This is a genomic window from uncultured Succinivibrio sp., assembly GCF_902756765.1.
Classification (GTDB): domain Bacteria; phylum Pseudomonadota; class Gammaproteobacteria; order Enterobacterales; family Succinivibrionaceae; genus Succinivibrio.
On sequence record NZ_CACVSS010000013.1, the window covers coordinates 25,018 to 37,722 of the forward strand.

Annotated in this window: 14 protein-coding genes; 6 read left to right on the top strand and 8 right to left on the bottom strand. The window is 42.0% G+C overall.

The genetic code is table 11. From position 1 onward, the window contains the following. Positions 1 to 61: 61 nt before the first annotated feature. Positions 62 to 1,027 carry an alpha/beta fold hydrolase gene (locus tag QZU45_RS03290; protein WP_295351559.1) on the top strand — a complete coding sequence of 322 codons (966 nt, stop codon included), beginning with the start codon at positions 62 to 64 and terminating at the stop codon, positions 1,025 to 1,027. 12 nt (positions 1,028 to 1,039) lie between these two features. Then, positions 1,040 to 2,188, top strand: coding sequence for a GTP-binding protein (locus QZU45_RS03295; RefSeq protein WP_295351563.1), 1,149 nt, complete (start codon positions 1,040 to 1,042; stop codon positions 2,186 to 2,188). A gap of 131 nt (positions 2,189 to 2,319) precedes the next feature. Here the strand turns inward: QZU45_RS03295 and QZU45_RS03300 are convergent, their stop codons facing one another. From QZU45_RS03300 to rpmB, 3 genes are all read right to left on the bottom strand, one after another. Then, positions 2,320 to 3,315: an outer membrane beta-barrel protein gene (locus tag QZU45_RS03300; protein WP_295351566.1), complete on the bottom strand. Its 996-nt coding sequence runs from the start codon at positions 3,313 to 3,315 to the stop codon at positions 2,320 to 2,322. 314 nt (positions 3,316 to 3,629) lie between these two features. After that, positions 3,630 to 3,800 carry a 50S ribosomal protein L33 gene (gene rpmG, locus QZU45_RS03305; protein ID WP_021889297.1) on the bottom strand — a complete coding sequence of 57 codons (171 nt, stop codon included), beginning with the start codon at positions 3,798 to 3,800 and terminating at the stop codon, positions 3,630 to 3,632. Between the two features lie 11 nt (positions 3,801 to 3,811). Next, entirely contained in the window at positions 3,812 to 4,048 is a 237-nt protein-coding gene (gene rpmB, locus QZU45_RS03310) for a 50S ribosomal protein L28 (RefSeq protein ID WP_074838501.1), read from the bottom strand. 328 nt (positions 4,049 to 4,376) lie between these two features. Between rpmB and coaBC the strand changes: the two genes are divergently transcribed. Both coaBC and dut read left to right on the top strand, forming a co-directional pair. Continuing rightward, the gene (gene coaBC, locus QZU45_RS03315; protein WP_295351569.1) at positions 4,377 to 5,696 is read left to right on the top strand and encodes a bifunctional phosphopantothenoylcysteine decarboxylase/phosphopantothenate--cysteine ligase CoaBC; all 1,320 of its coding nucleotides are present in this window, start codon (positions 4,377 to 4,379) and stop codon (positions 5,694 to 5,696) included. Further along, positions 5,696 to 6,154: a dUTP diphosphatase gene (gene dut / locus QZU45_RS03320; RefSeq protein WP_295351572.1), complete on the top strand. Its 459-nt coding sequence runs from the start codon at positions 5,696 to 5,698 to the stop codon at positions 6,152 to 6,154. The genes coaBC and dut overlap by 1 nt, the downstream gene beginning before the upstream one ends. Before the next feature lie 72 nt (positions 6,155 to 6,226). Here dut and argH read toward each other — a convergent pair whose 3' ends face one another. The 4 genes from argH to nudE all read right to left on the bottom strand — a co-directional run bounded on the left by argH (position 6,227) and on the right by nudE (position 10,638). After that, positions 6,227 to 7,606, bottom strand: a complete 1,380-nt coding sequence (argH, locus tag QZU45_RS03325; RefSeq protein ID WP_295351575.1) for an argininosuccinate lyase — start codon at positions 7,604 to 7,606, stop codon at positions 6,227 to 6,229. 93 nt (positions 7,607 to 7,699) lie between these two features. Next, positions 7,700 to 8,929: an argininosuccinate synthase gene (locus QZU45_RS03330; protein ID WP_295351578.1), complete on the bottom strand. Its 1,230-nt coding sequence runs from the start codon at positions 8,927 to 8,929 to the stop codon at positions 7,700 to 7,702. Positions 8,930 to 8,944: 15 nt separating this feature from the next. Further along, positions 8,945 to 9,853, bottom strand: a complete 909-nt coding sequence (locus tag QZU45_RS03335; RefSeq protein ID WP_295351581.1) for an ornithine carbamoyltransferase — start codon at positions 9,851 to 9,853, stop codon at positions 8,945 to 8,947. Between the two features lie 218 nt (positions 9,854 to 10,071). Further along, the gene (nudE, locus tag QZU45_RS03340; protein WP_295351584.1) at positions 10,072 to 10,638 is read right to left on the bottom strand and encodes an ADP compounds hydrolase NudE; all 567 of its coding nucleotides are present in this window, start codon (positions 10,636 to 10,638) and stop codon (positions 10,072 to 10,074) included. 124 nt (positions 10,639 to 10,762) lie between these two features. Between nudE and hslR the strand changes: the two genes are divergently transcribed. Together hslR and QZU45_RS03350 are read left to right on the top strand one after the other, a co-directional pair. Beyond that, entirely contained in the window at positions 10,763 to 11,161 is a 399-nt protein-coding gene (gene hslR / locus QZU45_RS03345) for a ribosome-associated heat shock protein Hsp15 (protein WP_074838480.1), read from the top strand. Positions 11,162 to 11,165: 4 nt separating this feature from the next. Continuing rightward, complete coding sequence (locus QZU45_RS03350) at positions 11,166 to 12,038, top strand: Hsp33 family molecular chaperone HslO (RefSeq protein WP_295351587.1); 873 nt, start codon at positions 11,166 to 11,168, stop codon at positions 12,036 to 12,038. A 230-nt stretch (positions 12,039 to 12,268) separates the two neighbouring features. Here the strand turns inward: QZU45_RS03350 and QZU45_RS12485 are convergent, their stop codons facing one another. Then, entirely contained in the window at positions 12,269 to 12,547 is a 279-nt protein-coding gene (locus tag QZU45_RS12485; protein ID WP_366925480.1) for a rubredoxin, read from the bottom strand. Positions 12,548 to 12,705: the final 158 nt, after the last annotated feature.

Sequence of the window (12,705 nt, forward strand, 5' to 3'; positions counted from 1 at the left end):
CACCTCGAATTTAGCTATATTTTATTAATAGATATGAATATTTAGCAGCTCGAGGCTCGATATGAAAAGAATCAAAGATGCCTTCATCAACACAGAAACCCTCAAAAAGGACCGTGAAGTACTTGAGAAATTCTACCTGTCCAATGTGGAAAATCTTTCTTTTACCAATCCTGAAGGTTTTGAAGTAACAGCATCCAGACTGATTGTTGAGAATCCTGTTGAAAGTCTGGTGATTATTCCTGGCCGAGGAGAGATTGCCCACAAGTTCTGCGAGCTGTTTTATTCCCTATCCAAGCTGAAGGTTGCTGCAGTGGTTATCTTTGCCAGAGGTCAGGGCAACTCAACACGAGTTCTTGCGGACCGACAGAAATACCATATTGAGCATTTTGAGGATTACGCCAAGGATGTAACCTTTGTACTGGACAAGCTTAATATCAGAGATTACAACCTTCTGGCCTTCTCCCTTGGTGGTCTGATTTCTCTGGATATTCTGAAGAATCAGGAAAACAAACCAAAGAGAATGTCCCTGATAGCTCCATATATCTGGCCTTATTTCAATATGTCCAAGGCCAATCTGTATTTCTTTATCTCCATGATGGATTCTCTGCCATTCACCAGAAATATGTACACTCCACATGGCTCAGAATACAAGAGACTGGAGTTTGAAGGCAATCATCATTCTCATGATCCCGAGCGCTTCAACTACTACCACGATTACTTCGTAAAGCATCCGGTATACACCATCGGTGGACCAACCTTCCACTTTGTTAAGGAAGCCATGAAGAAACAGCTGGAGCTGTTTAAAGACAAGTTTGAATTTACTATTCCTGTCCTCTGCCAGAGTGCAGGCGATGACAAGGTGGTCTCAACTAAAGAAGCCCAGAGATTCTTTGAGAAACACGCCAATGATCCTGTACCACCTAAATTTGAAGTAATTGAGAATGCTTATCACGATATTATTAACGAAAGTGACGAATTTAGGATAAAATCTTTAACCAAAGCTTTAGATTTTTTATTCAAAAATTAGGAACTATATATAATGTCAGATAATGCAGAGAATCCTGCAATCAATGACGAGAATAAAATTCCCGTTAATATCATTACAGGTTTTTTAGGAAGCGGTAAGACAACTTTATTAAATCACTGGGTAAATTCAGAAGACTTCAAAGATACTCTGGTTCTAATCAATGAATTCGGAGATGTCGGTCTTGATCATGAGCTGGTTGAATCTGTTGATTCCTCAGTTGTTCTGCTACAGTCAGGCTGTATCTGCTGCTCACTTCAGGGCGCACTTGTAGACTCTCTTGCCACCAACTACATCAAAGCTCAGCGAGGAGAAATTCCTAAATTCAAACGAGTAATCATCGAGACCACCGGTCTAGCTGATCCATCTGGAGTTATCGGAACTCTAAACGGAGACGACTTCCTCTTAGACCATTACTATCACGATGGTACCGTTACCGTTCTTGACGGTATGTTTGTCCGTGATCAGTTAAAAAAGCAGTACGAGGCAGTTAAACAGATTGCTCTTGCTGATATTGTCATTGTAAGCAAGACTGATCTAATCGAATCAGACGAGCTTGATGCCATCTATGAGATTACTGCCAAGATTAATCCTGCAGCCAAGGTATTCCCTGCTGTTAAAGGTAATATTTCTCCTAAGATCCTATTTGATATCGGACCTTATAAGAATGCGGATCAGGCATTTGACAAAAAGGTTACCTCCTGGCTGAACTTCAAGTCACCAAATCTGGCCTCCTCAATCAGACCTGCAACTGTAAACTCTACTATTGGTGTATCTAAGCCAAAGATTATCGCTCATTCAGATATTGATTCCTTCTGTATGGAATTTGATGAGCCAATCGAAGCACTGGCCCTGCTTTCAGGCATCAGCACTGTTCAGGAACAGTATGGTGACTCCATCTTAAGAATTAAGGGCATCATTGATCTTAAGGACCAGGAGAAACCAATTGTGATCCATGGTGTTCAGGGCAATCTGTACCCTCTCTCAGAGCTTCACAGCTGGCCTAATGGAGAAAGACGCTCACAGCTTGTATTTATCTGCAGAGCAAGCGTAATGGAGCAGATTGAACATATGTTCAAGCAGATTATGGAGAATCCCGATTCTGCTGCAATTTCCTATTATCAGCAGATGATAGACGGGATTGAAAGAGCAGATGACTATTAGTGGTTCGTTTTTACACTAACAATCTGCTTTAAGGCCTGGTTAATCCAGGCCTTGTTGATCTTTTTAAGTCTTTAAGACACTCATAAAAAAAATCTCCCACATGTGGGAGACTTTCCTTTGAAGAGTAATTATTACTGCTTCTGAACCTTGGTGGTATCGCCAGTAACAACAACCTCTACACGACGGTCAGCTGCTAAGCAGTCGATAAGTGCCTTGCGGCCCTGTACTGAGTTGCACTTGTCACCAGTTACAGGATTTGACTTACCACGACCCTCTGATGCCTTCAGAGTGGTTACGCCGTTGTTCTGTAATTCAGCAGCAACTGCGTCAGCACGCTTCTGAGATAGCTTATTGTTGTAAGCGTCTGAACCGATACGGTCGGTGTAACCGTAAACTTCGAACTCGGTGTTCTGTAGGTTGCTTGAAGAATTTACAACCTCAGCAACAGCCTGCTTGCCTTCAGCTGATAGGTTTGAACCATCGAATGGGAATAGGATACCAGCGTCTAAGGTGTGGTTCTCAGTTACACGAACAGTCTTCTGAGCTGGAGCTACAGGAGCAGGAGCAGCCTTCTTAGCACCGAAGGTGTACTGTACGCCAACGTAGAACATACCATTATCAATACGAGCGCCATCACGCTTCATGTTTCTGTAGAAGAAATCATAACCGCCACGGATAGCAAGATTGTCGTTTAATGCATACTGAGCACCAATACCTGCTACAAATCCTAGCTTGTGGTGAGTCTCACCGAAAACTGATGACCAGTTAGCAGTAGGACCAACCTTGAAGAAAACATCTGAACCGGTGTTGTCTAGAGGATAAGCGAATCTGCCGTAAACTTCAGCGATATTGCTGTGGTAACCAGATCTGTTATCATCAGCGGAAATGTGCTGTCTTCCAGTGTAATCATAGCCAGCACCTAAACCGAACCAGTTGGTGAAGTTGTATTCACCGTTTAGCTTTAAGCCGAAGCCTTCCTTCTCGAAGTCAGCACCATCGAAGTTGTGGTCAAAACCACGAACATAGCCAGCAGCACCACCAACACTGAAAGTATCACTAACAGCAGCGTTTGCTGCGAAAGAAGCAGTTGCACAAGCAACAGCTAAAGCTAATAACTTAGTCTTCATAATATATTTCCTTTTTTAAAAAGTAATTCTTTGGGAGGTAATTTGACATACTAAACTTAGATGAAGATTAGATGATCTACCTCACATTAAATTCGGAAAAATTTTAACACTTTTATTGATTAATAGAATAACAGAATGTTATTTTTTTTCATTAACATACAGTTGTATAAAAAAAGTACGTGAAAATTAAGTAGATAGTGAATAATTCAGGAATAAAGAGTGAAAAAAGGAAAGACTACTTTTTGGGCAATAAAAAACCCAGCCGAAGCTGAGTTTTTAAAATAAACTTTTGCAAAAGTCCATCAGAAACAAGATTATTTAATCTTGCCTTCCTTGTATAAAACATGCTGACGAACAACTGGATCATACTTCATCATTTCCATCTTACCTGGGGTGGTACGACGGTTCTTGTCAGTAGTATAAAAGTGACCAGTACCTGCAGTTGAATTTAAACGGATCTTCTCACGACCGCCTTTTTTAGCCATTTTTGACTCCTTTAAACTCTAACGCCGTTTGCACGCATATCAGCAAGAACAGAATCAATACCGCACTTGTCAATAATACGCATAGCCTTAGTGGTGACACGCAGTCTTACGAAGCGGCCTTCACTCTCAACCCAGAAACGGTGATACTTTAAGTTAGGTAGAAAACGACGCTTAGCCGCATTCTTTGCGTGGGAACGGTGGTTACCCACTGCTGGGCGCTTGCCCGTAACTTGGCAAACTCTGGACATGTTAGTTCACACTCCAAAAAAATAAAAAAATCAATCAAACAATCAGCTAGAAGCTGAATTAGATTAATAGGTCAAAACAAAAGTTCACGTATTCTAACACAAAAGAAGACTATATCTCAAAAATTTTTAATTTTTAAGACAACTTTAATTATGAATACGCACTTTAATCGAGGAGATTAATCCTCTAAGGTTTCGTGGTAATTGCGTATTATATAATATTAATACAACACAGATCAATCATGAAAATTAATAGCAATTATATTGGATTAATATGTTTTATAATCTGAGAGTTAGAAGAAAAAAAATTAATAATAAGGAGATGCTTAAAATGGGAACCCAGGTAAAAGATCGCAAGATTATTCTCGGAGTTACAGGTGGAATCGCTGCATATAAAGCATGTATCCTTTGCCGTCTTTTAGTTAAAAACGGCGCCCAGGTATTCGTGGTGATGACACCTGCCGCCGCAAAACTTGTCGGCAAGGAAACCTTTGAGGCACTGTCAGGTCATCCGGTTTCAATTGAAATCTTTGACAGAACAGAAGATATCTCTCATATTGCCCTGGCAACCAACGCCGATATGGTGATTATCGCACCTGCAACCGCAAATACCATTGCCAAGATTGCAGCAGGTATGGCAGACAATATGCTTACTGCCGTCACCCTTGCCGCTACATGTCCAGTAGCCGTTGCGCCTGCAATGAACACAAATATGTACAACAATCCTGCCACACAGGAAAACCTTCAGACTCTAATAAGACGTGGAATTTATGTAATCTCCCCTGCTGAGGGAGAACTTGCCTGCGGTGTAAGCGGCACCGGAAGAATGAAAGAGCCAGAGGATCTGTTTGAGGATATCTGTGCAATTCTTTCCAACAGACTAGAGAACAAGACTGTTCAGGGCCAGCTTGAGAATCATCAGGGCAGACTACCTTCCCCTGTTAAGCCATTAGAGCTAACCCAGACCAGACTTCTTCCAAAAGCCTTTGGTGCAGGTTATAAGGTTGTAATAACTGCAGGACCTACTGTTGAAGATCTTGATCCTGTACGTTTCATCTCCAACAACTCATCAGGAAAAATGGGCTATGCTATCGCTCAGGCTGCTGCTGCCCTCGGTGCCGAGGTAACTCTGATCTCAGGTCCTGTAAACCTTGATGCTCCTAAGGGAGTTCGCAGGATTGATGTTAAGAGTGCAGCCCAGATGCTGCATGCCGTTGAGGATTACATTAAATCAGCTGATATCTTCATCGGCTGTGCCGCTGTTGCTGATTTCAGAGCAGAGACAATCTCTCCTGTTAAAATCAAGAAATCAGAGGATGCTGATACTCTGACCATCAAACTGGTTAAGAATCCTGATATTGTTGCAACTGTCGGTAAACTTGAAACCAACAGACCATTTACTGTAGGATTTGCAGCCGAAACCAATAATCTTCATGATTTTGCCCGTGCAAAACTAGAAAAGAAGCATCTTGATATGATTGTTCTCAATGATGTTTCCAATAAGGCTATTGGATTTAACAGCGATGATAATGAAGTTACTGTATTTGATAAGGACGGACAGGTTGCTCACTTTGATAAACAGCCTAAACCTGTTATCGCACAGTATCTGATGGAATTAATCTTTAAATCAGCAAAAAAGAAAAACAGTTAATGCTAAATATAAAAGTTAAGATTCTAGATAAAAGGTTAGGAAAGGATTTCCCTCTTCCAGGTTATGAAACTCCAATGTCTGCCGGCATGGATTTAAGAGCTATGGAAAAGGAGGATTTCATCCTGAATCCAGGAGAGGTGAGACTTGTCAGCAGCGGAATTGCTATGCATATTGCAGACAAGAACGTTACTGCGCTTATCGTTCCTCGTTCAGGTCTTGGCTACAAGCATGGAATCGTACTTTCAAATCTTACCGGAGTAATTGATGCAGACTATCAGGGACCTCTGATGATGCCTCTGTGGAATCACTCTGACAAGCCATTTAAGATCTGTGTAGGCGACAGAGTTGCTCAGATGCTTTTCGTGCCTGTACTACACGCCAACTTCGAAGTTACCGAGGAGTTTGAAGAAACCTCCGAACGTGGTGAAGAAGGCTTTGGCTCAACCGGTAAAAACTAGAATCACAAGAAAAACAAAAGCCTGAGAGTTTTTTATAAACTTTCAGGCTTTTTCTCATCCTACGAATTAAGATTATCTGTTCTCAAGATATTCCTTCATTCTCTTGATTTCCAAAGCGCTCTGAGCAGGAGCAACACCACCAATGATATCTCTCTTGGCCAGGATGTTCTCAAGCTGCAGACAAGGATAAACATCATCAGAGATTACATCTGAGTATTCCTTGAACTCTGCTACGCTTAAATCTTCCAGAGCCTTGTCCTTTGAAATTGCATACAGTACAATTCTGCCGACAATAGAGTGAGCCTCACGGAAAGGAACATTCTTTGATACCAGGTAGTCAGCCAGCTCAGTTGCATTTGAATAACCGCCCTTGGCTGCATCGATAGCATTCTGCTTGTTAAGCTTGATGCCTTCAAAGACTAAGGCTGCCATATCCAGACTGTCAATCCAGGTATCAATAGCATCAAACAGACGCTCCTTATCCTCCTGAAGATCCTTATCATAGGCTAAAGGCAAAGCCTTGGTGGTAACCAGCATACCGGTCAGGGCACCAACCACTCTGCCGCACTTGCCGCGGATAAGTTCAAGAGCATCAGGATTCTTCTTCTGAGGCATTAATGAGGAGCCTGAGGTTACTTTGTCAGACAGTTCAACAAACTTGGCTTCACCTGAATTGTAAATAATCAGATCCTCTGCCAGTCTTGAAAGATGAACCATGGAAATGCTTGCACAGGATAGAAGCTCCATTACATGATCTCTGTCTGATACACCATCCAGACTGTTTCTGGTAGCACACTTAAAGCCTAAAGCCTGAGCCAGGGCATCTCTGTCAATGTTATAGGCAGTGCCAGCAAGAGCAGCTGAACCTAATGGACAGGTTGACAGAAGCTCCTTGGCATTTAAAAGTCTCAGATAATCTCTTTCAAACATCTGGATGTAGGCTAAAATCCAGTGAGTAAAGGTAACAGGCTGAGCTCTCTGCAGATGTGTATAACCAGGGAAGATACTGCCCTGATTTTCCTCTGCAACCTTTAATAACTGTTTCTGAAGCTTGTCAATTGATGACAGAACATGATCACAGGCTTTCATGCACCACAGTTTTAAATCAACTGCTACCTGATCATTACGGCTTCTGCCGGTATGCAGTTTCTTACCTAGATTGCCAACTTTTTCAATCAGACGACGCTCAACATAGGAATGAATATCCTCATCATCACACTTGGCAATCTCATCAAGATTCTCGCTGACTTCTGCGTACAGTTCCTCTAAAGCCTTTTTAAGGTCTTTGTTTTCCTGCTCAGTAAGCACACCAGCACTGTAAATTGCATCAGCCCATGCAATTGACCCCTCAATATCCTCAAGAGCAAGTCTGTAGTCAAATTTCAGAGAATCGTTGTAATCCTTGAATCTCTGATCAGGTCCCTGGGTAAATCTTCCGCCCCATAAAGCCATATATACCTCGACTTTATTATTAAATACGTTAAAACTATACAAAATACGGCTCAGAGATCACTCCCTGAACCGCATTCTACCTAAGCAGAAAGATTATTTCTTTCTGGCAGCTTCGTTAATAGCACGAATTCTGCTTGGTAATGTATATAGACGGATGAAGCCGTCACCGTCAGCCTGGCTGTATACCTGATCTGCACCGAAGGTTACGAAGTCAAAGTTGAACAGGCTGTTTGGAGAATCCTTCTGGATAATATCAATGTTACCCTTGTAAAGCTTCAGCACAACCTTACCATTAACTTCTTTAGCACACTCATCAGCAGCAGCCTGCAGAATGTCTCTCAGACGGGTGAACCATCTGCCGTCGTATACAAGCTGAGCAAACTCAACAGCTAAATGCTCACGGAATACTCTGGTTGACTTGTCTAAAACCAGCTGCTCAATAGCTCTTAAAGCCTTGTAGATAATGGTTCCGCCTGGGGTTTCATAACAGCCGCGAGATTTCATACCGACAAGTCTGTTCTCAGTTAAATCAATACGGCCGACACCATTTCTTGCACCTCTTTCATTCAGCTCTGAGATAACCTCAAATGGGGTCATGCTCTTACCATTAATCTGAGTAACAATACCCTTCTCAATGGTCAGCTCAAAGGTTTCTGGAGTATCAGGGGCCTTCTCTGGAGAGGTTGTCCATACCCATACATTCTCGGTTGGAGCATTCCAGGTGTTCTCCAGCTCTCCACCCTCAGTTGAAATGTGTAGGCAGTTTGCATCACGGCTGTAGATCTTCTTTAAAGTGGTCTTGCAAGGAATGTTGCGCTCATTTAAGTAAGCCAGTAATTCCTCACGTGACTGCAGATCCCAGATTCTCCAAGGAGCGATAACATCCAGCTGAGGAGCCAGGGCAGCAACAGCAGCTTCGAAACGAACCTGATCATTACCCTTACCGGTAGCACCGTGAGCAACAGCATCAGCACCTTCCTCTAGAGCACAGTCAACCATAGCCTTTGCAATGATAGGACGGGCAATAGCTGTACCTAACAGATATTCACCCTCATATAAAGCACCAGTCTTCATCATCTCAAAGACATAGTCTTTAACGAATTCTTCTCTTAAATCCTTGATAATGCACTTAGAAGCACCAGACTGCTTTGCCTTCTGCTCGATACCTTCAAGATCTTCACGCTCCTGGCCGACATCAGCTACGAAACATACAACCTCACAGCCGTAGTTCTCCTTTAACCAAGGCACGATGGTTGAAGTATCAAGACCACCAGAATAAGCAAGAATAACTTTTTTATACTGTTTGTTTTCATGTTTTAACATTTTAAAATCCTCAAATTAAGCGTTAATCAGTTTAGAAAGTACAGACATATGGATGTGCAGACGGTTTTCAGCCTCATCAAATACAACTGATTTTTCTCCGTCCATAACTTCATCAGTAATCTCATATCCTCTATGGGCAGGCAGACAGTGCATTACAATCTGAGCACCGGACTGCTCAACTAAAGAAGAATTAACCTGATAAGGCATGTACTTCTTCTTTACAGTATCAAGAGGAGTGTTATCACCCATTGAAACCCATGTATCGGTATATACAACATCGAAGTTACGCAGCTTGCTGATATCGTTTTCAACAGCAAGTTTGCATCCGTTCTTAGCTGCAATTTCATGAGCCTTTATAAATACTGCTGCATCAGGGCTGCAGTTTTCAGGGCAGAAACAGGTAACATTTGCACCTAATATTGAACCTGCAACCAAAAGCGAATTGGTTACATTGTTACCATCACCCACATAAGCAACATTAACACCCTTTACCTTACCTAAATGCTCATAGACAGTCATATAGTCTGCCATTGCCTGAGCAGGATGATACAAATCAGAAAGAGCATTGATAACAGGTACTGAACCATACTTTGCAAGCTCAGTAAGTGTATTCTGGGAGAATACTCTGCCAACAAGGCAGTCTACCCAGCGGCATAGATTACGTGAATAATCTGCAATGGTTTCTCTCTTTCCAAGCTCACCGTTCTGAAGGTCAAGATAAACACCGTGACCGCCAAGTCTGTAGAAAGCAAGCTCAAATGTTGTTCTTGTTCTTAGTGATGGCTTTTCGAACATTATTGCACCGCTCCGACCAGCTAATACCCGGTCGTATTTCTTTGGATCCTTTTTCATATCTATAGCGGTATTAATAATGTCCCAATAATCTTCTTGGCTAAATTCAAAGCCAGTTAAAAGATGACGCATCACCAAACTCCCAAAATGAGGCAGGAATACTCCTGCATGGATAAAAAATACAATCTTGAATAGAGTGTCTAGCTACTAGAATAAGCAAAATTGAAAGGGATATAAATGTATTGTTAATTTTGCATCATATTTGTGCATAGTTTATTCAGGCGGTTTTTCTATGATGCAACAGAGGCATGTAACGAAACGGCATAAAATGGCGTTTCGCTCTTATTGTACTAGAGGTAGTTGAGTTTTCTCATGGCGAGAGTTAGACAGGCGATTGCTCTTGATTCCGTCAGAGGAGAATCAACATCAAAAATTAGATCCCTAGCCTCGGCAGGTGAGACTTTTACAATGGCAATAGGTTCAGGTTCATCACCTACAAGAATCTTAGGATAGAGGTCGGTACACAGATAGGTAAACATCCTAAGCTGAAGCATACCAGGGGCCACTGTCATTTCCCTGCGCAGAAGAACGATATTTTTTGCTCCGAAGCCTATTTCCTCTTCAAGCTCGCGGTTGCAGGCTGTTACCCCATCCTCTCCGGCATCAATTTTCCCTTTAACAAAACCTAGCTCATAACGCTCGAAGCCACAGGCATATTCCGAGGTAAGATAAAAATCATTTCCATCAAAAGGAACAGCAAGGATTGCTCCGTTTCCACCGCTTAATCTTTCATAGGTTCTGCGGGTATTGTTTGAAAACTCCAGATCAAGCTCATCAACTGTAAAGAATCTTGATACCTTGTTTCTGCGTCTCTCAAGAATCTTAGGAACAGGCTTTTCTAATGCAGAAAGATCCATAAATAACACCATTTTTGATTAAATCATTGTTATACTTTATCACCGAAAAAGCTTTTTTCTAAAATTTTACGCTTAAATTTGTCCTTTGCCTTAAGACTGGACAAAGTACATATTGGCTTAATCTATGGAACAGAATAATAAAGAAACAGAAGTCAGACTGGATAAATGGCTTTGGGCGGCAAGATTCTATAAAACGCGCTCACTGGCAAGAAGCATGATTGAAGGCGGAAAGGTTGACTATAACGGTGTTAAAGCCAAACCATCCAGAACCGTTGAAATCGGGGCTTTAGTCAAGGTTCTTCAGGGCAATATCCGCAGAGAGGTCGAGGTTGTGAAGATTTCAGATCAGAGAGGCCCTGCTGTCGTTGCTCAGACACTATATAAGGAAACAGAAAAAAGCATTGAGCAGAGAGAAAAGCAGATAGAACAGATTAGACTCAATTCACTGCTGGCCCCTCATCCGGATGAGAAGCCTAATAAAAAAGATCGCAGAGCTCTCATCAATATGAAATATGGAAACTAGGTAAATGCAGACATTTAATCATAACAGTATTGAAAGATTTCTTTTTGATAATCATGGTGTAAGAGGTGAAATCACCAGATTAAAGACTCCATTTGAAGATCTGATTCATGATGACTATCCTGACTGTTTGAAGAAAATAATGATGGAGCTGGCGGTATCCTCTGTGCTGGTTGCCTCAACCCTTAAAGACGGGTCTGAAATCATGGTGCAGATCAGAGGTGGAAAGGATGCTCCTTTAAAATATGCTCTGATTAATATCAGACAGGATTTAAGCTTCTACGGCTCCTGCGCACTCAAAGACAACAGTGCAGTTGAGAACAATGCATCTATTCACGATCTCTGCGGACAGGATGGTATTCTGGCACTGTCTGTTTTTCCTCAGAACGGTGTTAAGTGGCAGGGTATTGTTGCCATGAACAACGAATCAATCGGAGCCACCTTGGAGGATTACTTCAAGAACTCTCAGCAGCTTCCTACCAGGTTCTTTATCAGCACTGATCTTCAGGAAAGACAGTCCGGCGGTATTATGCTGCAGATTATCCCTGAGGTTGAAGGTAACATTGAATCATTAGAGCATTTAAGTGTTCTAAGCGCTACTTTAAGTGCCAAGGAACTGTTTACCCTTCCTCTGGATGAATCCTTAGGCAGACTGTTTGCGCATGAGGAAACCAAAGTATTTGGTGAAAAGGAAGTGCTGTTCAAGTGTATCTGCTCAAAGGGTCGCTGTGAGAATGCTCTAATGCAGCTTGATCCTGCCGAACTCAAGAATATGGCCGAGGATCCAAAGGGCACTTCTATGACCTGTCAGCACTGTGGTAAAACCTATACCTTTACTCAGGAAGAGCTTGCCTCTATGTACCGTAAGCTGTCCCAATAGGAAAATCTGTTTTAATTCAGCACATAGAGCACAAACTGAATAAAAAAATTTTATACATGCAAAAACATCATTCTGGTAAATGTCTGTGTCAACTGCCATGTTCATAAGCTGTAAGCGTTCTTACATCATAAGAACGGCTTAGACAGAAGAAGTCGCAAATAAAATGTCGAGTTTTTAAGTTACCTGCAAAGATAATCTGCAGGTTTACTAAGAATAAGATTGAGAAGTTACTAGGCAGGATTGAATTTATCCTGTCCCTGTCTGTAGCGAGGACATTTCCAGTCAACAGGAAGTTCTGAGAAAGGAGTTCCAGGATCAACATCCTGAGTACTGTCACCAAGATCCGGATCATATACATAACCGCAGACACTGCATACATATCTTCTTGAAGCAGTTGTATAGACAATATCATCTAGAGGAAGGGTTGGGTAGACAGGAAAACAGGGGAAAAGTAAGGGGGAGGGAATCTTCGGCTGCGGGCAATTCGCAGACAGTGTCTGCGAAATCATCCTACTGCTGCTCACAGTAAACACAGTCAGGACCAGCAAAGACCATGGCATAGGCTTTTACATTCTTGCCTTTAAAGTCCAGAGCGGATTTGTACTTTAAAACCTGCTCAGAGGCTTCGAAAATTGCGTTCTTTAAGGTGTTTTCACCACTATGATCT

What these genes read in the sequence shown, in the direction of transcription:
- rpmB (WP_074838501.1), bottom strand. Translation starts at nt 4,048, where the DNA reads ATGTCCAGAGTTTGCCAAGTTACGGGCAAGCGCCCAGCAGTGGGTAAC.
- QZU45_RS03350 (WP_295351587.1), top strand. Translation starts at nt 11,166, where the DNA reads ATGCAGACATTTAATCATAACAGTATTGAAAGATTTCTTTTTGATAAT.
- QZU45_RS03295 (WP_295351563.1), top strand. Translation starts at nt 1,040, where the DNA reads ATGTCAGATAATGCAGAGAATCCTGCAATCAATGACGAGAATAAAATT.
- dut (WP_295351572.1), top strand. Translation starts at nt 5,696, where the DNA reads ATGCTAAATATAAAAGTTAAGATTCTAGATAAAAGGTTAGGAAAGGAT.
- QZU45_RS03335 (WP_295351581.1), bottom strand. Translation starts at nt 9,853, where the DNA reads ATGCGTCATCTTTTAACTGGCTTTGAATTTAGCCAAGAAGATTATTGG.
- QZU45_RS03300 (WP_295351566.1), bottom strand. Translation starts at nt 3,315, where the DNA reads ATGAAGACTAAGTTATTAGCTTTAGCTGTTGCTTGTGCAACTGCTTCT.
- hslR (WP_074838480.1), top strand. Translation starts at nt 10,763, where the DNA reads ATGGAACAGAATAATAAAGAAACAGAAGTCAGACTGGATAAATGGCTT.
- rpmG (WP_021889297.1), bottom strand. Translation starts at nt 3,800, where the DNA reads ATGGCTAAAAAAGGCGGTCGTGAGAAGATCCGTTTAAATTCAACTGCA.
- QZU45_RS03290 (WP_295351559.1), top strand. Translation starts at nt 62, where the DNA reads ATGAAAAGAATCAAAGATGCCTTCATCAACACAGAAACCCTCAAAAAG.
- coaBC (WP_295351569.1), top strand. Translation starts at nt 4,377, where the DNA reads ATGGGAACCCAGGTAAAAGATCGCAAGATTATTCTCGGAGTTACAGGT.
- QZU45_RS03330 (WP_295351578.1), bottom strand. Translation starts at nt 8,929, where the DNA reads ATGTTAAAACATGAAAACAAACAGTATAAAAAAGTTATTCTTGCTTAT.
- QZU45_RS12485 (WP_366925480.1), bottom strand. Translation starts at nt 12,547, where the DNA reads ATGATTTCGCAGACACTGTCTGCGAATTGCCCGCAGCCGAAGATTCCC.
- argH (WP_295351575.1), bottom strand. Translation starts at nt 7,606, where the DNA reads ATGGCTTTATGGGGCGGAAGATTTACCCAGGGACCTGATCAGAGATTC.
- nudE (WP_295351584.1), bottom strand. Translation starts at nt 10,638, where the DNA reads ATGGATCTTTCTGCATTAGAAAAGCCTGTTCCTAAGATTCTTGAGAGA.